The sequence below is a fragment of the Paenibacillus sp. GYB003 genome (genome assembly GCF_036577625.1).
Lineage (GTDB): Bacteria > Bacillota > Bacilli > Paenibacillales > NBRC-103111 > Paenibacillus_AB.
The window spans coordinates 1-16,464 of sequence record NZ_JARBDC010000020.1 but is presented as its reverse complement, the minus strand read 5'-3'; the positions used below and the strand labels follow the sequence as shown (position 1 = coordinate 16,464).

The window sequence follows — 16,464 nt, the reverse complement described above, 5'->3', positions numbered from 1 at the left end:
GGAAACGCCATGGCCAACCAATTGCAAATCACCCTCAAGCGCAGCTTGATCGGCCGCCCGGAAAGCCAACGCGTAACCGTTAGAACGCTCGGTTTGCGGAAGCTCCATCAGACGGTCGTTCATAACGACGCGCCGTCGATTCGCGGCATGATCAACCAAGTCAGTCACTTGGTTGAAGTGAAAGAAGTGTAAGAACAACGTACCATTCGCATAACAACGGACGTTCCGGTTCGTTTTAACAAACTTGTTGAGGAGGTGCTACCATGAAGTTACACGAACTTTCACCTGCACCGGGTTCGAAAAAAACTCGCAATCGTGTAGGTCGCGGGATCGGAAGCGGAAACGGCAAAACTTCAGGTAAAGGTCACAAAGGTCAAAACGCACGCTCCGGCGGCGGCGTTCGCCTGGGCTTCGAAGGCGGACAAAACCCTCTGTATCGTCGTTTGCCTAAACGCGGCTTTAACAATCCGTTCCGTACGGAATACGCGATTGTCAACCTGAGCGAGCTGAATCAATTCGCGGCGGGAACGGAAGTCACTCCGGAACTGCTTTTGCAATCGGGTGTAGTGAAAAACCCGAAAGACGGTATCAAGATTTTGGGTAACGGCGAGCTTACTGTCGGTCTGACAGTTAAAGCGAATAAGTTCTCTGAATCTGCCGTCGAAAAGATCCAGGCTGCCGGCGGTAAAACCGAGGTGATTTGATGTTCAAGACGCTGTCCAACATCATGAAGGTACAAGATCTGAGAAGAAGAATCATCTTTACTCTTCTCCTCCTGATCGTGTACCGAATCGGCGCTTTTATCCCGGTGCCGAACATCGATTCGGAAATACTGAAGAGCATCGATCAATCGAGCAGCGGCGGCGTGTTCGGCTTGCTGAACACTTTTTCCGGCGGCGCCTTGTTCCAGTTTTCTATTTTCGCATTGGGGATTATGCCGTACATCACAGCGTCGATCATCGTGCAGCTGTTGTCGATGGACGTCATTCCCCGGTTTGCGCAATGGGCGAAAGAAGGCGAGGTCGGCCGAAAGAAGCTGTCGCAGATTACCCGTTACGGTACGATCGTGCTCGGCTTGATTCAAGCTTACAGCGTTGCTTTCGGATTTAACCGGTTGTACGGCATGCAGCTTGTGACCGACCCCGGATTTACGACGTATTTGCTGATCGCCATCGTGTTGACGGCGGGCACCGCCTTCCTGATGTGGCTCGGCGAGCAAATTACCGAGCACGGCATCGGCAACGGGATTTCGATCATCATTTTCGCCGGAATTATCGCCTCGATTCCGAACGGCATCAACATGATCTATTTGAACATGTTCGCCGAATCGGCCGAGGGAACCGTGTTCCTGAACGTTTTGAAAGTGCTGATCATCGTGCTCGTCATCGTGGCGATCGTGGTCGGCGTCATCTATGTTCAGCAAGGCGTTCGCAAAATTCCGGTGCAGTATACGAAGCGCGTCGTCGGTCGCAAAATGTACGGCGGCCAATCGACGCACATTCCGCTCAAAGTCAATGCCGCTGGGGTTATCCCGGTAATCTTCGCTTCTTCGCTGCTCGTATTTCCGCCGACGATCGCCCAGTTTTGGCGCGGAAACGTCGTAGCGGACTGGATTATCAACAATTTGTCCTACACCGCCGCGCTCGGCATGGTGCTGTACGTCCTGTTGATTATCGGTTTCACTTACTTTTACACGTTCGTGCAAATCAATCCGGTTCAGATGGCGGATCAGATGAAGAAAAACGGGGGGTATATCCCGGGTATTCGTCCGGGTAAACCGACTGCGACTTATATGACTCGCGTTATGACTCGCATTACGTTGTCCGGCGCGATATTCTTGGCGCTTATTTCGATTTTGCCGGTGTTTTTCACCAATCTGGCAGGTCTTCCCCAGCAAGTGACGATCGGCGGCACTTCGCTTCTGATCGTAGTCGGGGTCGCTCTGGAGACGATGAAGCAGGTCGAAAGCCAGCTGATCAAACGCCACTACAAAGGGTTTATCAATAAATAACGCATGTAGGACGTTTTCGCCAGCGGAAACATCCAAGAAGAGGGTGCGTATTTTGAATATTCTTTTCATGGGACCACCGGGGGCCGGCAAAGGGACGCAGGCCGAACGCATCGTCGACGAGTTCCGCGTTCCGCACATTTCGACCGGCGACGCTTTTCGGGCGGCCATGCGCGAAGGCACTCCGATGGGCGTCGAAGCGAAAAAGTTCGTCGACCAAGGCTTGCTCGTACCGGACGAAATTACGAACGGCATCGTCAGAGAACGTTTGGAGAAATCGGATTGCGACAACGGGTTTTTGCTCGACGGGTATCCGAGAACGATCGCGCAGGCGGAAGCGCTCGACGGAATGCTCGCCGATATGGGGAAACGGATCGATCACGTGATCGATTTGAAGGTCGACCGCGATCTGCTGCTCGGCCGCTTGACCGGACGGCGCGTCTGCAAATCTTGCGGCTCCAGCTACCATGTGTTGTTCAACCCTCCTAAAGTCGAGGGCGTTTGCGATAAATGCTCGGGTGAGCTTTACCAGCGTCCGGACGATACGGAAGAGAAAGTCGGCACCCGCTTGGACGAGTATACGAACAAGACGGCGCCGCTTCTCGAGTATTACGGGAAAAAGGATTTGGTACGCGAGGTAGACGGCGAGCAAGATATCGACAAAGTGACGTCGGACATTGCTTCCTTGCTGCGGGGTAAAACTCGATGATCATTTGTAAGTCAGACGCTGAACTGCAGATTATGCGGGAAGCCGGCCGGATCGTTGCGGAAACGCATCGGCTCATGGCCAAGGCAGTTCAGCCCGACATTACAACAAGGGAATTGGATCATATCGCGGAGACGTTTATTCGCAGTCAAGGCGCTGTACCATCTTTTAAAGGTTATAACGGTTTTCCTGCCAGCATCTGTGCTTCGGTCAACGAACAACTGGTTCACGGATTTCCCGGCGACAGAAAGCTGAAGGAAGGCGACATCGTTAGCATCGATATCGGAGCGCAGTATCGGGGATACCATGGCGATTCGGCCTGGACGTATCCGGTGGGCAAGGTCGACGAGACCGCCCGCAAGCTGCTTGAAGTGACGGAGCGTTCGCTGTATGCCGGACTGGCAATGGCGAAAGCGGATGTCCGCCTGTACACTATCTCGCACGCCATCGAGGCATGCGTAGAGGAGGAAGGTTTTTCGATCGTGCGCGAGTATGCGGGGCACGGAATCGGTCAAAACTTGCATGAGGAACCGGAAATTCCGAATTACGGGATGCCGGGACGCGGACCGCGTCTGAAAGCGGGCATGGTGCTTGCCGTCGAACCGATGGTTACGGCTGGCGAGCGGTACGTGCGGACGCTTGAGGACAATTGGACGGTCGTTACGGTAGACGGCTCGTTATGCGCGCATTTCGAGCATACGATCGCGATCACTTCTGACGGTTTCGAAATATTGACCAAATCCGATAGGATAGGTGAAGCCTGATGTACGTTGCGAATTCCAATTCCGGTCATTCGCCTTCAGACGTTGCGATTTCGGGCAACGGCGGGCAGGCGCTGACACCGGAAATCGGGAGAATCGTAAAGGTGCTCCGCGGGCGCGAGCAGGAGAAATACGCTGTTATCGTCCGGATCATCGACGATCGATTCGTAGCGATTGCCGACGGCAGCAAGCGCAAGTTCGACGGACCGAAAAAGAAAAACTTGCTTCATCTCGAGCTGCTCCCCGAAGTGAGCGGCGAGGTAGCCAACAGTATTTTGGAGACGGGGCGCGTAACCAACGGAAAGCTTCGTTTCGCGCTCGGCAACTATTTGCGACGCGTGCAAGCCGAAGCGCATGAGAAAGGAGAATGACCGTGGCCAAAGAAGATGTAATCGAGGTAGAAGGCAAAGTAATCGAACCTCTCCCGAACGCGATGTTCAAGGTGGAGCTCGAAAACGGACATCAAGTACTGGCTCACGTTTCGGGGAAAATCCGGATGCACTTCATCCGCATTTTGCCCGGAGACAAAGTTACAGTCGAGTTGTCGCCTTACGATTTGAGCAGAGGCCGGATCACGTATCGGTTCAAATAAACGTCAAGCAACGCTTACGAAGAAGCTTTCTTACGGAAAGCTCTCAGGAGGTAATAATCATGAAGGTCAGACCGTCGGTCAAACCGATCTGCGAAAAATGCAAAGTTATTCGTCGCAAAGGCGCCGTCATGGTCATTTGCGAAAATCCGAAGCATAAACAAAAACAAGGTTAAAAGGAGGTGCACGAACCCAAATGGCTCGTATAGCTGGAGTAGACTTGCCCCGTGACAAACGCGTGGAAATCGCGCTGACGTACATTTTCGGGATCGGCAAAACGACTTCCCAAAAAATTCTCGCCGAAACCGGCGTTAATCCGAACACTCGCGTTCGCGACCTGACGGAGGACGAAGTAAGCAAAATCCGTGAGAACATCGACAAAACGCAAAAGGTGGAAGGCGACCTTCGCCGTGAAATCGCCCTGAACATCAAGAGGCTGGTCGAAATCGGCTGCTATCGCGGCATTCGTCATCGTCGCGGTTTGCCGGTTCGCGGTCAACGCACCAAAACGAACGCTCGTACCCGTAAAGGTCCTCGTCGTACCGTAGCGAATAAGAAGAAATAATAGGGGGGATAACTCTCATGGCTAAACCTAAAAAAGCAGCGGCACGGACCAAACGTCGTGATCGCAAAAATATCGAATCCGGCGTGGCTCATATTCGTTCGACGTTCAACAATACGATCGTAACGATTACGGATCCGCACGGCAATGCGATTTCCTGGGCGAGCGCAGGCAACCTGGGCTTCAAGGGCTCTCGCAAAAGCACCCCGTACGCTGCCCAAATGGCTGCCGAATCCGCAGCGAAAGGCGCTATGGAGCACGGGATGAAAGCCGTAGAAGTGATGGTCAAAGGACCGGGCGCAGGCCGCGAAGCCGCGATCCGTTCGCTTCAAGCCGCAGGTCTCGAAGTTAACCTGATCAAAGACGTTACTCCGGTTCCGCACAACGGTTGCCGTCCGCCGAAACGTCGTCGTGTCTGATTGCAGTGGTTCCTATAGTATAAATATCCGAAACATGTGAATAATGGTTGTGGACGATAGGCATACTATACCTTTTTGCGTTTGCGGGGAATCCAGAGGGAAACGACGTTTTTAAGGAGGGTTAAGTTCATGATCGAAATTGAAAAGCCAAAAATCGAAACCGTTGAACTAGACGAAGACGGGAAATACGGCAAGTTCGTGATCGAACCGCTGGAGCGCGGATACGGCACAACGCTCGGAAACTCCTTGCGCCGCATCCTGCTTTCTTCGTTGCCGGGCGCGGCTGTCAATTCGGTTCAAATCGACGGGGTGCTGCACGAGTTTTCGACGGTGCCGGGCGTTGTGGAGGATGTGACGGAGATCATCCTGAATTTGAAAGGATTGTCTCTGAAAATCCATTCGGACGAGGAAAAGGTACTGGAGATCGACGCCGAAGGCGAAGGCAACGTCGTTGCGGGCGATATTCGCGCCGACAGCGATGTGGAAATCCTTAACCCGGATTTGCATATCGCGACGCTTGCCTCCGACGCGAGATTGCATATGCGCATTCACGCGGGCCGCGGCAGAGGCTACGTACCGGCCGATCGGAACAAGAAAGAGGACCAACCGATCGGAGTAATCCCGGTGGACTCGATCTATACGCCGATCTCCCGCGTCAACTACAGCGTCGAAAACACCCGTGTCGGTCAAGTCACGAACTACGACAAACTTACCCTCGAAGTGTGGACCGATGGAAGTGTTCGACCGGAAGAAGCCGTCAGCCTCGGCGCGAAAATTTTGACCGAGCATCTGATGCTGTTCGTCGGTTTGACCGACGAAGCGAAAGATGCGGAAATCATGGTTGAAAAAGAAGAAGACAAGAAAGAAAAAGTGTTGGAAATGACCATCGAAGAACTCGATCTTTCGGTGCGTTCCTACAACTGCTTGAAACGTGCGGGCATCAATACCGTGCAGGAGCTCATCACGAAAACCGAAGAAGACATGATGAAGGTGCGCAACTTGGGCCGCAAGTCTTTGGAGGAAGTTCAAGAGAAGCTGGAAGAGCTCGGGCTCGGCTTGCGCGCGGAAGATTGATGCTTTTGATGGACTACCAGAAGGAGGGGAATGACACATGGCATACCAAAAATTGGGTCGCGACACGAGCGCGCGCAAGGCGTTGTTTCGTGACATGGTAACCGACCTGTTCCTATACGAGCGCATTCAGACTACCGAAGCGAAGGCGAAAGAAGTTCGTTCGATCGCGGAAAAACTGATTACGCTGGCGAAGCGCGGCGATCTGCATGCCCGTCGTCAAGCGGCTGCGTTCGTACGTCGCGAACAACTGGAAGGCTCGGAGAACGATGCGATTCAGAAGCTGTTTTCCGAACTCGCAACCCGTTATTCGGAACGTCCGGGCGGTTATACGCGCATTTTGAAGCTTGGGCCTCGTCGCGGCGATGCAGCTCCGCTTGTTTATTTGGAACTGGTAGATCGAGCTTAATCGACCGGCTGAAAGGGTGGACAGAATCGTTGATTCTGCTGAAGCCCTTTTTTTGTCTTGGCAAGGTGAGGGTGGATCGTTTTTAAATGAGAAATATCGTCATGACCGTATGTTACGATGGAACCGCCTATTACGGTTTCCAGTCCCAACCGGGCGGGAATACGATTCAAGACCGGCTCGAAGCGGCGATCGGGCAGCTCACGGGAGAGAACGTCATCATCACCTCGTCGGGACGAACCGATGCGGGCGTACACGCCAGGGCACAAATCGTCAATGTTATTACCGCGTCCTCCATCCCGCTTGAGCGGTGGGCATTCGCGCTCAATTCGCGTCTGCCTCCGGACATTCGCATTCTGGAGGCGCGTATGGCGGATCCGGATTTCCACGCGCGCAGATGGGCCAAGCGAAAAACGTATCGGTATACGATCAATAACAATCGCATCCCGGACGTGTTCCAGCGACATTTGCAATTTCATCATCCGACTCCGCTCGACGTGGAAGCGATGCGCCATGCGCTCCGGACGCTCGTTGGCGAACACGACTTCACTTCGTTTTGCTCCGTCAAGTCAACCAAGCCTTCGCACGTGCGGACGATTTACGAGGCCGACATCGTCCAGGAGCCGCAATCCCCGGGAGTTATTCATATTTATATAACCGGCAACGGATTTTTGCAGCATATGGTTCGGATAATCGTCGGCACTCTTCTGCAAATCGGCGAAGGCAAGCGCAGCGCGTCGGAGATGAGCGGCATACTGGCCGCCAAAAACCGTTCGCGGGCCGGCCCGACGGCGATGCCGCACGGATTGATGCTTTGGGATGTCGTCTACTAGCGAACCGCGCGAATATTCGACTTGCGCCACACCCGGAAATGTTGTATTATAAAACTTGGCTTTTCACGACGGGTATCCCACGCCCCGCGTCGTGGAAACGAAGATTGGCCCTACGATCACTTGAAAATGCTTGTGTTTATGGAGATTCATTTAGGAGGACAATGCGAATGCGTACCACATATATGGCGAAGCCAGGTCAAGTTGAGAAGAAATGGTACATTATCGATGCCGCCGGTCAAACGCTCGGACGTATGGCCAGCGAAGCCGCTTCGATTTTGCGCGGCAAGACGAAACCGGAATTCACTCCGCATGTCGATACCGGAGATTTCGTCATTATCATTAACGCCGACAAGGTTCAACTGACCGGCAAAAAGCTGCTGCAAAAAAAATATTACCGCCACTCGCAATATCAAGGCGGTTTGAAAACGACGACGGCTCAAGAAATGCTGAATACGAAGCCTGAGCGCATGATCGAATTGGCCGTATTCGGCATGCTGCCCAAAAACCGTTTGGGCGACGCGCTGAAAACGAAATTGAAAGTATACGCCGGCTCGGAGCACCCGCATCAAGCACAGCAACCCGAAGTTTGGCAACTTCGCGGATAATTAGAGGGAGGACCTGTTCATGGCACAAGTTCAATACTATGGAACCGGCCGTCGGAAACACTCCGTAGCGCGCGTACGTCTCGTACCGGGCGAAGGCCAAATCGTTATCAATAATCGTCCGCTCGACGAATACTTCGGTCTGGAGACGCTCAAGCTGATCGTGAAGCAGCCGCTTGCGCTGACCGAGACGGTAGGCAAATACGACGTAATCGTTATTGCAAACGGCGGCGGCACGACGGGACAAGCGGGCGCGATTCGCCACGGCATTTCCCGCGCACTGCTCAAAGCCGATCCGGAATACCGCGGTTCGTTGAAGCGCGCAGGCTTCCTGACTCGCGATCCGCGCATGAAAGAACGTAAAAAGTACGGCTTGAAAGCAGCCCGCCGTGCGCCACAGTTTTCCAAACGTTAATCGTACGGGGTACGACGACAAAACCTTTTCCGTATACGCGGGAAAGGTTTTTTTCTTTTTCACCAACGGGCGGTTTTGCCATACAATAGTGTTGTGCCTAATTTTTTGGCAGCGTTCATTACAGTTCCTATTGACACTCCATAAATTAACTTTATAATGGGTTATATACATGAATTCATATAAACTAACTCGGAAATAAACCAAGGAGGATCATACGAATGAACTTGCTTGAAAAAGAAGCGCTAATACGCGATGCGGCCGAAACATTGGAATCGCAATCCCCCGAGGACATAATCGGCTGGGCAGTCGAGCGGTTTCCGAACATAACGTTCGCCTGCAGCTTCGGGGCCGAAGACGTCGTGCTTGTCGATATATTGCAGAAGGTTTCGCCGTCTACCGATATTTTTTACCTCGATACCGACCTTCACTTCAAAGAAACGTACGAAACTCGCGACCGGCTCGAAGCGCGCTACGGTCTGAAATTCATTCGGGTGAGCCCGAAGCTGACGCTTGCGGAGCAGGCGGAACGGCACGGCGACGAGCTGTGGAAGTCAAGCCCGAACGAATGCTGCAACATTCGCAAAGTCGAGCCGCTCACGTCGATTTTGGGCAAATACGACGCGTGGATTACCGGTATCCGCCGCGACCAGGCGCCGACGCGCGCCAACGCCAAAAAGATCGAATACGACGTCAAATTCGGCCTCGTCAAGTTTAACCCGATTGCGAACTGGACGTCCGAAGACGTATGGACTTATATCCGCGAACATCAGTTGATCTATAACCCGCTGCACGACCAGCATTACCCGAGCATCGGCTGCGAGAAATGCACCCGTCAAGTGATGCCGGGCGAAGATCCGCGGGCGGGGCGCTGGTCGGGCTTCGAGAAGACGGAATGCGGGCTGCACAAATAAGGAGCAAAGCGGAGGATCGATACCAATGACCGAAACGATTAAGCCTCACGGCGGGACGTTAATCAATCGAGTGGCGACGGGCGAGGAGCGCGACAAGCTGCTCCAGGAAGCCGCGAACTGGCAGCAAATACCGGTGAACGCCTGGACCGTTTCCGATCTGGAATTGATCGGCATCGGCGCTTTTTCGCCGCTAACGGGATTTATGGAGGAGAAAGACTACCGTTCGGTGCTCGACAAAATGAGATTGGCCGACGGAACCGTTTGGAGCATCCCGATCGTGCTGCCGGTCGAGGAAACGTTGGCCGGACGTTTGCTGATCGGCGAGAAAGTGGCGCTCGTCGGTGCGGAAGACCAGGTCGTCTACGGCGTTCTGGAAATTCGCAGCATTTATCAGGTCGATCAGCGCGAAGAAGCGGTTAAAGTGTTCAAAACCGACGATTTGGAGCATCCCGGCGTGCAAAAGCTGTTCGCCCGTTCGAAAACGTATGTCGGCGGTCCGATTCAAGTGGTCAATCGTCCGAAGCCGAACAAGTTCCAACAATTTTATTTCGACCCGGCGGAGACGCGCAAACGGTTCGCGCAAAACGGCTGGAAAACGGTCGTCGGTTTCCAAACGCGCAATCCGGTACACCGGGCCCACGAATATATCCAGAAGACGGCGATGGAGATCGTCGACGGATTGTTCCTCAATCCGCTCGTCGGGGAGACAAAATCCGACGATATTTCCGCCGACGTCCGCATGAGAAGCTATCTCGTGCTGTTGGAAAACTATTATCCGAAGCATCGCACGTTTTTGGGCGTATTCCCGGCCGCCATGCGTTACGCCGGGCCGCGCGAAGCGATATTCCACGCTCTCGTGCGCAAAAATTACGGCTGTACCCATTTTATCGTCGGCCGCGATCATGCGGGCGTAGGCGATTATTACGGCACGTACGAGGCGCAGGAAATATTCAAAAACTTTAGCGCCGAAGATTTGGGCATTACGCCGCTCTTCTTCGAGCACAGCTTCTTCTGTACGAAGTGCGGCAACATGGGTACGAGCAAAACGTGTCCGCATGACAAATCGCATCATATGCATCTGTCCGGCACGAAAGTGCGGGCGATGCTGCGGGAAGGCATTTGCCCGCCTGCCGAATTTACGCGGCCGGAAGTGGCGAAAGTGCTGATCGAGGGCATGTCCGATCAGCTTGTGCCTTCGTCCAATCCATAGGTATAATTGTTCACCCCTGTCCATAAGATTTCTAAGAGAAGTCTTCCGGAACTGGGGTGGATTTTGTTATGCGGAAACGAAGGGCGCGTATCGTCGTATGGCTGAACACGAACGGGATCATGAAGCTGGTCATGTCCGCTGCGCTCGTCATGCTCATGATCTTTTTGTTCATGTACGAACTGCCGTCGACTCGAACCTGGTCGTATTGGACGATGCCTTTGTCCGGCAGAGTGATCGCCGTCGACGCCGGCCACGGCGGGCCCGATGGCGGAGCGGTCAGCAAGGAAGGGCTGATCGAGAAAGAAGTAAACTTGGCCATTTCGCTATATTTGCGCGATTATTTGCAGCAAGCGGGCGCTCTGGTGATCATGACCCGGGAGGACGACCGCGATTTGGCCGGCGATGGGACGAAAGGGTACAGCAAGCGAAAGACGGAAGACTTGCTCAGCCGAGTCGAATTGATCCGGAAGCAAAAAGCGGACATGTCGATCAGCATTCATCTGAACAGCATCCCGTCGAGCAAATGGAGGGGGGCGCAGTCGTTTTATTACCCGTCCAACGCCGAAGGGAAACGGCTTGCCGAATCGATCCAGAACGAAATTCGCACTTCGCTGAACAATACCGACCGCGTGCCGAAGACGGAAGAGCAATTTTACTTGTTGAAGGCTTTGCCGATCCCCGCGGTTTTGGTCGAAGTCGGCTTTTTGTCCAACCCCGAGGAGGCGCGGCTCATGGCCGATTCCGTGTATCAGAAAAAAGTGGCCGAAGCGATTTACCGCGGAATCGTCCGTTTTGCCGCCGGGGAATAAGGCGGGCCGGAACGCGATTTCATCCTGTAACCGGACATGTGCTATAATACTCGGAGATTCGATATCGCGTTACGGGAGGCCGTCGACATGAACCGGGAACAAGTGCTGGAGAAGCTTCGCCATTTGCAGGATCCGGTATACGGAATAAGCATGGTCGAATTGAATATGATCAAAGACGTCATGGTGAAGGAAAGCGGGGTCGCCCTGAGCGTTCTACTCTCCAGCGACGATGAAGAGCGGAAAAAAGAGCTGCGTCGGGATATTACGGAAGCGCTTCGGCAGGAAGGCGCAGCGGACGTGCATATCCGCTTCCGCGCCATGTCCGATTATGAAAAAGAGGAAGCGTCCAAAAAGCGGAACGCCGCTGGGCAGGAGCCGCAGCCCGCGAAAGCGACTCCGACCGATTTGCTCGGCGCGCAATCGCGCACGACGTTCATCGCCATCGCGAGCGGCAAGGGCGGCGTCGGGAAATCGACCGTGGCGGTCAATTTGGCCGTGGCGCTGGCCCGAAAAGGGAAAAAGGTCGGCATTATCGACGCCGACATTTACGGCTTCAGCGTGCCGGATATGATGGGAATCGAGGATCGGCCGCAAATCGTCGATCAGCTCATACAACCGATCGAGCGGTTCGGCGTTAAAGTGATGTCCATGGGCTTTTTCGTTCAGGACAACGCACCCGTCATTTGGCGCGGACCGATGCTGGGCAAAATGCTGCGAAACTTTTTCGGCGAGGTCGAATGGGGCGGGCTCGATTACATGGTGCTCGACCTTCCGCCGGGAACGGGCGACGTCGCGCTCGACGTGCATCAAATGATTCCGCAGAGCAAGGAAATCATCGTGACGACGCCGCACGCCACCGCCGCTTTCGTAGCCGCTCGCGCCGGAGCCATGGCCGTTCATACGAACCACGACATTATCGGCATTGTCGAAAATATGGCGTACTACGCTTGCGGGCAATGCGGACATAAAGATTATGTATTCGGACGGGGCGGAGGCGCCAAGCTGGCCGAAGAGCTTCATACGCAATTGCTCGCGCAAATCCCGCTCGGAGCGCCGGACAATCATCCGGCCGAACCGGATTATTCGCCTTCGGTATACAAGGCGGAAACGGAAACGGGGCAAATGTATTTGGAAGTCGCGGAAGCGGTCATCCGCAGCTGCGAATGAAAGAATGTCGAACGATAAGGACCGGCCCCAACGGGCCGGTCCTTTTTGCGCGCCGTCAGCTGGACTGTTCTTGACCGCCGCCGCCCTGCTTTTGGTCTTCGCCGCCCTTGCCGCCTTGCTTTCCTTGCTGTTTGCCGCCGCCTTGACCTTGGCCTTTCGGCTGAGCCTCTTCCTCCATGACCTTCTTCAGCAGCTGCATAAGCTCCAGCCGATAAAGCGGGCTTTGCAATGCTTCTTGCATGACGGTCATGATTTGCTGGCGATACTGCGTGCCTTTCATCGTATCCATCATCATTTTTTCAAAATCGGGATTTTTCATCAGTTCCAGCATTTGCTTCTGATATTCCGGATCCTTCATCAAATCTTTTTGCAGCTGCTTGTTTTCTTTCTGGAGCGCCTTGGCGAAATCGCCGGCGAACTTCGGGTCGGTCATCATCGCCTTCAGCATTTTGTCGCTGCCGTCCCCGGTAAGGACATCCTTGACCATCACTTGCAGCTGCTGTGCGTCCTGCTCGGACAGCATTTGGATTTTGCCGCCGGCGGCGCCGCCGCTTTGCGCCGATTTCGCTTGAAGCAAGCCGGTCGCCGATTCGTCGCCCTGTTTGGACGCTTCCTTGATGGCCTTTTTGCCGTCGTCGGATTTTAAAATATCGAGAACCATCGATTTTGTATCTTTATATCCGGCAGCATTGCCGCCTTCAGGAGAACCGCCGCCCCCGCAAGAAATCAATAATGGCAACAGCAGCAAAGCGGAAATCCCGCGAACTCTTTTCCAGTTCATGGTGCTGCCTGCTCCCTTCATGTGGTTTGCGCATAGTATTTGTACTCGGAAGGTGCTTTATGTTCGGAGAACTTTGGTTTTTCCGCGTTCGCTTTTTGTTGTCCGCCTTGGTATTATTGACTATAATAGGCCTAGAATTGTTCCATAAAGGGAAGGGCATGCTGGAGGGGTTGGACGTTGACGTTAAAAAAGTGGAGTTATTTGTTTTGGACCACTTTATTGATCGGAACCGCGATCGGGATGATAACGAGCATAGCGGTCAAACTGATCGTTCCCGATTTCAATTTTCTCGGAATCTCGGTCGGTTGGTATGAATGGCTGTTTATGCTGTTCGGCGCAGGAATGATCGCCGTTCTTAGCGAAATGGGATTTTTCGCTTATTTGACGGTTCGGTATGTCGCCATGAGCTTGTTTCGCGGGAAACTGCTCTATTGGGACATTTTGCAGGTCGTCCTTATTATCATCGCGCTATTCGATATCGTGTATTTGCGCTATATCGGCGCCGCCGGTCAGGGGGGCGCGAACGGCTGGATTCAGTATGTGCTGCTTCCCGTCTTTATTTTGCTCGTATCGATCGCGGTGACGTACTGGAAAGTGAAAGAAACGAATCGCAACGCGCGGATTCCGACTTTGTTTTTTATGTGCGTCGTTACGATCTTGGAGGCGATCCCGGCATTCAATCTGAACGAGGCCGCCCATACGGTTATTATGGTTGTACCGCTGCTTGCTTGCAATGCATGGCAAATTATGCTGCTGCATCGGCTGCTGCCGGCACGAAACAACCCCGAAGCGTCGCCGAAGGCTACGTGAGCCTTTATCGCAGCGGACCGATTCGGGGCCGTTCGTTCGATGATTCGATTCGACGATGGAGAGCTAGCCGCTAGCTCTTTTTTTTACCTTTGCTTCAAAGGGCCGCGTCACTTCTTAATAAATTTTGCCGCTTGTTGAACGCTCGGCTTCTTTGTGATCGACCGACGTTTGCTGCAGAAGCTCGCTGACCGTTACGAATTCGTAGCCTTTGGCGCGAAGCTCGTCGATAATGGTCGGAAGCGCTTCGTGGGTTTGCGTGCACGTATCGCTGGCATGCATCAATACGATGTCGCCGGGATGCGCCTTCGTGACCACGCGGTTTACGATATTGGCCACGCCCTTGTTCATCCAATCGAGCGAGTCGGTATCCCATTGGATCACTTTATAATTCAGCTCGTTTGCGATCCGCAGCACCCTTTTGTCGAAATCGCCGTTCGGCAAACGAATCAAATTCGGATTTTGGCCGGTCACCTGCTTCAAAATGCCGTCAGCGGTCTGGATTTGCTCGCGGATTTCTTCGTCGCTCAGCTTGCTGTAGTTGACGTGCTTATGGCCGTGGCTGCCGATTTCCCAGCCGCCCTTGACGATTTTTTGGACGATTTCGGGATGCTGCTGGCTCCAGGGGGAAGATAGGAAAAACGTCGCTTTTTTGACCCCTTTTTCCTCCAAAATTTTCAAGATCGGTTCGGCCCGCTTGTCGCCCCAGCTGATGTCGAACGTGAGGGCGATCACTTTTTTGTCCGTCTCTACGCTGTAAATGGCGGCCGGTTCGTTTTGCGAGAATACCGTAATATTGCCGCTTTCGGAATAAACGATTCCAATTGCGAATAAAACGGCAATGAACACGATCATATAGCGCTTCAGCTTCGTGCCGTTCATGACATAAAAGAAGTTCACGGCAATTCGATACCTCCTTGGATTCCTTTCACATCCGGGCTTCGACTCGCGAAAGGGCTTGGTTATGGTTTATAGTAAAATGTATGCTCGTACCGAAATGTTATGCTCGTATTTACGGACAAACTGCTGCGATTCGGGAGGTATTATTGAGAATGACGTTAAAGTCGTTGTTTGCGCATTTTAAGGAAATGCCTAACTACTTCATCGCTTCGGCACTTGTTTTTATTGCCGGAGTGGCGCTCGGCTATGCCGATTCGGCGCGCTTCGAGGCGATACTGCAAAGTCAGGTCGAGGGGCTGCGGCAGCTGGCGCAATCGATCGCCGTCAAAGACCATTCGATGCTATGGCTGTTCGGCTTCATTTTTTTGAACAACGCCTTGAAATCGATCCTGATTATATTCGCCGGCGCTTTGTTCGGCGTGCTGCCGCTGTTCTTCCTGCTCATCAACGGCATGGTTATCGGCTACTTGGCCAGCCTGCAGGCGCAAGCCGGCGAACTCGGTTTTTTCCTTAAAGGCATTTTGCCGCACGGCGTTTTGGAAATTCCGGCGATCGTCATCGCGTGCGCCTACGGCATCAAGCTGGGCGCCATTGTGGGCAAAGGATTTCTTCGTCTGCCGAGCAGCCAGGGACGGCAAGCGTTCGCCGCCGAATGGAGCCGGTTTATGAAGGTGTCCGTGCCGCTGATCGGGCTGCTGGTCGTCACGCTGCTTGCGGCGGCGATCGTGGAAAGCACCGTAACGCCTTGGCTGATTCGGAAGTGATTAAAAAAAATTGGATCGTTTTGCAGCCGGGGCATCATAAAATTGGCAAATTGTGAGCATAACAGTAAAGCGGTGACGATAACCGGCATCCGGCGGTTACCGACTTCATTACAGGGGGCGCCTAACTTTACTATGCTCGGATTTTTGTTCAATCAAAGAGAATGCAAAGAACTCGGTTATGTGCTGCGCAAAGAGCTCGACGAGATGCTGTTCGACCTGAAAGACCACCGCTTGGAAACCGAAGTCCGCAAAGCGATCGAATCCCGGTACAAAGTCGTGTTTCGCATGTATGCGAGACTCGCTTCGCCGAAAGATCTATCGCGGTACGCGCGAAATCAAAATTATTAAAATTAATTTGCTTGCAGGCTTGACTTTAGGAAACGGAATATGTTAAAGTAACTTTCGCGACATCGGCGGCAAAGCTTGAGCGGACAAGCTTTTGAAGGTTTTCTCGAAAAAAAAGCTTGCATTCGACCGAGTGAGTATGATATATTTAAGAGGTCGTCGCTAATCGGCACTGAATGGTGCGGATGAGTTTTAAAAGCCGACTGTACTATGATTTTGCTCCTTGAAAACTGAACAACGAGCGTGCAAGTGCGGTCTCTAGCGAGACCACAACAAGCTAGTCAAGTAATGAGCAAATCGGCTCATCTAATAAGCAACACCTTATTGGAGAGTTTGATCCTGGCTCAGGACGAACGCTGGCGGCGTGCCTAATACATGCAAGTCGAGCGGACCTTTCG

General features: G+C 53.2%; 24 protein-coding genes and 1 rRNA gene. 23 read left to right on the top strand and 2 right to left on the bottom strand.

The window, feature by feature from the left end:
- Positions 1 to 9 precede the first annotated feature (9 nt).
- The 19 genes from rpmD to PV407_RS09145 all read left to right on the top strand — a co-directional run bounded on the left by rpmD (position 10) and on the right by PV407_RS09145 (position 12,469).
- A complete protein-coding gene (rpmD, locus tag PV407_RS09235) occupies positions 10 to 192 on the top strand; it encodes a 50S ribosomal protein L30 (RefSeq protein WP_332089630.1) in 183 nt (60 codons plus the stop codon).
- Positions 193 to 263: 71 nt separating this feature from the next.
- Entirely contained in the window at positions 264 to 704 is a 441-nt protein-coding gene (gene rplO, locus PV407_RS09230; RefSeq protein WP_332089629.1) for a 50S ribosomal protein L15, read from the top strand.
- Complete coding sequence (secY, locus tag PV407_RS09225) at positions 704 to 2,011, top strand: preprotein translocase subunit SecY (protein WP_332089628.1); 1,308 nt, start codon at positions 704 to 706, stop codon at positions 2,009 to 2,011. Before rplO ends, secY begins: the two co-directional genes overlap by 1 nt.
- 52 nt (positions 2,012 to 2,063) lie before the next feature.
- Positions 2,064 to 2,717 carry an adenylate kinase gene (locus tag PV407_RS09220; protein WP_332089627.1) on the top strand — a complete coding sequence of 218 codons (654 nt, stop codon included), beginning with the start codon at positions 2,064 to 2,066 and terminating at the stop codon, positions 2,715 to 2,717.
- A complete protein-coding gene (gene map, locus PV407_RS09215; RefSeq protein WP_332089626.1) occupies positions 2,714 to 3,478 on the top strand; it encodes a type I methionyl aminopeptidase in 765 nt (254 codons plus the stop codon). The genes PV407_RS09220 and map overlap by 4 nt, the downstream gene beginning before the upstream one ends.
- Positions 3,478 to 3,846, top strand: coding sequence for a KOW domain-containing RNA-binding protein (locus PV407_RS09210; RefSeq protein ID WP_332089625.1), 369 nt, complete (start codon positions 3,478 to 3,480; stop codon positions 3,844 to 3,846). The genes map and PV407_RS09210 overlap by 1 nt, the downstream gene beginning before the upstream one ends.
- Before the next feature lie 2 nt (positions 3,847 to 3,848).
- Positions 3,849 to 4,067, top strand: a complete 219-nt coding sequence (gene infA / locus PV407_RS09205) for a translation initiation factor IF-1 (protein ID WP_110843848.1) — start codon at positions 3,849 to 3,851, stop codon at positions 4,065 to 4,067.
- 59 nt (positions 4,068 to 4,126) lie between these two features.
- The gene (rpmJ, locus tag PV407_RS09200; RefSeq protein ID WP_022738894.1) at positions 4,127 to 4,240 is read left to right on the top strand and encodes a 50S ribosomal protein L36; all 114 of its coding nucleotides are present in this window, start codon (positions 4,127 to 4,129) and stop codon (positions 4,238 to 4,240) included.
- Between the two features lie 20 nt (positions 4,241 to 4,260).
- Complete coding sequence (rpsM, locus tag PV407_RS09195; protein ID WP_332089624.1) at positions 4,261 to 4,629, top strand: 30S ribosomal protein S13; 369 nt, start codon at positions 4,261 to 4,263, stop codon at positions 4,627 to 4,629.
- Positions 4,630 to 4,646: 17 nt separating this feature from the next.
- Positions 4,647 to 5,045, top strand: coding sequence for a 30S ribosomal protein S11 (rpsK, locus tag PV407_RS09190; protein ID WP_332089623.1), 399 nt, complete (start codon positions 4,647 to 4,649; stop codon positions 5,043 to 5,045).
- A 129-nt stretch (positions 5,046 to 5,174) separates the two neighbouring features.
- Complete coding sequence (locus PV407_RS09185; RefSeq protein WP_332089622.1) at positions 5,175 to 6,119, top strand: DNA-directed RNA polymerase subunit alpha; 945 nt, start codon at positions 5,175 to 5,177, stop codon at positions 6,117 to 6,119.
- A gap of 37 nt (positions 6,120 to 6,156) precedes the next feature.
- Complete coding sequence (gene rplQ / locus PV407_RS09180) at positions 6,157 to 6,525, top strand: 50S ribosomal protein L17 (RefSeq protein WP_332089621.1); 369 nt, start codon at positions 6,157 to 6,159, stop codon at positions 6,523 to 6,525.
- Positions 6,526 to 6,611: 86 nt separating this feature from the next.
- Positions 6,612 to 7,355: a tRNA pseudouridine(38-40) synthase TruA gene (truA, locus tag PV407_RS09175; RefSeq protein ID WP_332089620.1), complete on the top strand. Its 744-nt coding sequence runs from the start codon at positions 6,612 to 6,614 to the stop codon at positions 7,353 to 7,355.
- A 167-nt stretch (positions 7,356 to 7,522) separates the two neighbouring features.
- A complete protein-coding gene (gene rplM, locus PV407_RS09170; RefSeq protein ID WP_332089619.1) occupies positions 7,523 to 7,960 on the top strand; it encodes a 50S ribosomal protein L13 in 438 nt (145 codons plus the stop codon).
- A 19-nt stretch (positions 7,961 to 7,979) separates the two neighbouring features.
- On the top strand, positions 7,980 to 8,372 hold the full coding sequence (gene rpsI, locus PV407_RS09165) for a 30S ribosomal protein S9 (RefSeq protein ID WP_332089618.1): 393 nt from the start codon (positions 7,980 to 7,982) through the stop codon (positions 8,370 to 8,372).
- 218 nt (positions 8,373 to 8,590) lie between these two features.
- Positions 8,591 to 9,283, top strand: coding sequence for a phosphoadenylyl-sulfate reductase (locus PV407_RS09160; RefSeq protein WP_332089617.1), 693 nt, complete (start codon positions 8,591 to 8,593; stop codon positions 9,281 to 9,283).
- Positions 9,284 to 9,308: 25 nt separating this feature from the next.
- Positions 9,309 to 10,493, top strand: coding sequence for a sulfate adenylyltransferase (gene sat / locus PV407_RS09155; protein WP_332089616.1), 1,185 nt, complete (start codon positions 9,309 to 9,311; stop codon positions 10,491 to 10,493).
- A gap of 68 nt (positions 10,494 to 10,561) precedes the next feature.
- Positions 10,562 to 11,302 carry an N-acetylmuramoyl-L-alanine amidase CwlD gene (gene cwlD, locus PV407_RS09150; RefSeq protein ID WP_332089615.1) on the top strand — a complete coding sequence of 247 codons (741 nt, stop codon included), beginning with the start codon at positions 10,562 to 10,564 and terminating at the stop codon, positions 11,300 to 11,302.
- A gap of 87 nt (positions 11,303 to 11,389) precedes the next feature.
- Positions 11,390 to 12,469 carry an Mrp/NBP35 family ATP-binding protein gene (locus PV407_RS09145; protein ID WP_332089614.1) on the top strand — a complete coding sequence of 360 codons (1,080 nt, stop codon included), beginning with the start codon at positions 11,390 to 11,392 and terminating at the stop codon, positions 12,467 to 12,469.
- 55 nt (positions 12,470 to 12,524) lie between these two features.
- On the opposite strand, the gene gerD is transcribed toward PV407_RS09145, so the two are convergent.
- Positions 12,525 to 13,250: a spore germination lipoprotein GerD gene (gerD, locus tag PV407_RS09140; protein ID WP_332089613.1), complete on the bottom strand. Its 726-nt coding sequence runs from the start codon at positions 13,248 to 13,250 to the stop codon at positions 12,525 to 12,527.
- Between the two features lie 177 nt (positions 13,251 to 13,427).
- Here gerD and PV407_RS09135 point away from each other — a divergent pair, with 177 nt between their 5' ends.
- Positions 13,428 to 14,060 (top strand): KinB-signaling pathway activation protein, encoded by a 633-nt coding sequence (locus PV407_RS09135; RefSeq protein ID WP_332089612.1) that lies wholly within the window; start codon positions 13,428 to 13,430, stop codon positions 14,058 to 14,060.
- Positions 14,061 to 14,174: 114 nt separating this feature from the next.
- Here the strand turns inward: PV407_RS09135 and pdaB are convergent, their stop codons facing one another.
- Positions 14,175 to 14,957 (bottom strand): polysaccharide deacetylase family sporulation protein PdaB, encoded by a 783-nt coding sequence (pdaB, locus tag PV407_RS09130; protein WP_332089611.1) that lies wholly within the window; start codon positions 14,955 to 14,957, stop codon positions 14,175 to 14,177.
- A 152-nt stretch (positions 14,958 to 15,109) separates the two neighbouring features.
- Between pdaB and PV407_RS09125 the strand changes: the two genes are divergently transcribed.
- The 3 genes from PV407_RS09125 to PV407_RS09115 form a co-directional block, all read left to right on the top strand.
- Positions 15,110 to 15,721, top strand: coding sequence for a stage II sporulation protein M (locus PV407_RS09125; protein WP_332089610.1), 612 nt, complete (start codon positions 15,110 to 15,112; stop codon positions 15,719 to 15,721).
- Positions 15,722 to 15,853: 132 nt separating this feature from the next.
- Positions 15,854 to 16,069 carry a hypothetical protein gene (locus PV407_RS09120; protein ID WP_332089609.1) on the top strand — a complete coding sequence of 72 codons (216 nt, stop codon included), beginning with the start codon at positions 15,854 to 15,856 and terminating at the stop codon, positions 16,067 to 16,069.
- Positions 16,070 to 16,387: 318 nt separating this feature from the next.
- A 16S ribosomal RNA gene (locus PV407_RS09115) occupies positions 16,388 to 16,464 on the top strand; the annotation flags it as partial.

Excerpts from the sequence above, each read along its gene's own strand:
- rpmD (WP_332089630.1), top strand. The coding sequence starts at position 10 with ATGGCCAACCAATTGCAAATCACCCTCAAGCGCAGCTTGATCGGCCGC.
- rplO (WP_332089629.1), top strand. The coding sequence starts at position 264 with ATGAAGTTACACGAACTTTCACCTGCACCGGGTTCGAAAAAAACTCGC.
- secY (WP_332089628.1), top strand. The coding sequence starts at position 704 with ATGTTCAAGACGCTGTCCAACATCATGAAGGTACAAGATCTGAGAAGA.
- map (WP_332089626.1), top strand. The coding sequence starts at position 2,714 with ATGATCATTTGTAAGTCAGACGCTGAACTGCAGATTATGCGGGAAGCC.
- PV407_RS09210 (WP_332089625.1), top strand. The coding sequence starts at position 3,478 with ATGTACGTTGCGAATTCCAATTCCGGTCATTCGCCTTCAGACGTTGCG.
- rpmJ (WP_022738894.1), top strand. The coding sequence starts at position 4,127 with ATGAAGGTCAGACCGTCGGTCAAACCGATCTGCGAAAAATGCAAAGTT.
- rpsM (WP_332089624.1), top strand. The coding sequence starts at position 4,261 with ATGGCTCGTATAGCTGGAGTAGACTTGCCCCGTGACAAACGCGTGGAA.
- rpsK (WP_332089623.1), top strand. The coding sequence starts at position 4,647 with ATGGCTAAACCTAAAAAAGCAGCGGCACGGACCAAACGTCGTGATCGC.
- PV407_RS09185 (WP_332089622.1), top strand. The coding sequence starts at position 5,175 with ATGATCGAAATTGAAAAGCCAAAAATCGAAACCGTTGAACTAGACGAA.
- rplQ (WP_332089621.1), top strand. The coding sequence starts at position 6,157 with ATGGCATACCAAAAATTGGGTCGCGACACGAGCGCGCGCAAGGCGTTG.
- truA (WP_332089620.1), top strand. The coding sequence starts at position 6,612 with ATGAGAAATATCGTCATGACCGTATGTTACGATGGAACCGCCTATTAC.
- rplM (WP_332089619.1), top strand. The coding sequence starts at position 7,523 with ATGCGTACCACATATATGGCGAAGCCAGGTCAAGTTGAGAAGAAATGG.
- rpsI (WP_332089618.1), top strand. The coding sequence starts at position 7,980 with ATGGCACAAGTTCAATACTATGGAACCGGCCGTCGGAAACACTCCGTA.
- PV407_RS09160 (WP_332089617.1), top strand. The coding sequence starts at position 8,591 with ATGAACTTGCTTGAAAAAGAAGCGCTAATACGCGATGCGGCCGAAACA.
- sat (WP_332089616.1), top strand. The coding sequence starts at position 9,309 with ATGACCGAAACGATTAAGCCTCACGGCGGGACGTTAATCAATCGAGTG.
- cwlD (WP_332089615.1), top strand. The coding sequence starts at position 10,562 with ATGCGGAAACGAAGGGCGCGTATCGTCGTATGGCTGAACACGAACGGG.
- PV407_RS09145 (WP_332089614.1), top strand. The coding sequence starts at position 11,390 with ATGAACCGGGAACAAGTGCTGGAGAAGCTTCGCCATTTGCAGGATCCG.
- gerD (WP_332089613.1), bottom strand. The coding sequence starts at position 13,250 with ATGAACTGGAAAAGAGTTCGCGGGATTTCCGCTTTGCTGCTGTTGCCA.
- PV407_RS09125 (WP_332089610.1), top strand. The coding sequence starts at position 15,110 with ATGACGTTAAAGTCGTTGTTTGCGCATTTTAAGGAAATGCCTAACTAC.
- PV407_RS09120 (WP_332089609.1), top strand. The coding sequence starts at position 15,854 with ATGCTCGGATTTTTGTTCAATCAAAGAGAATGCAAAGAACTCGGTTAT.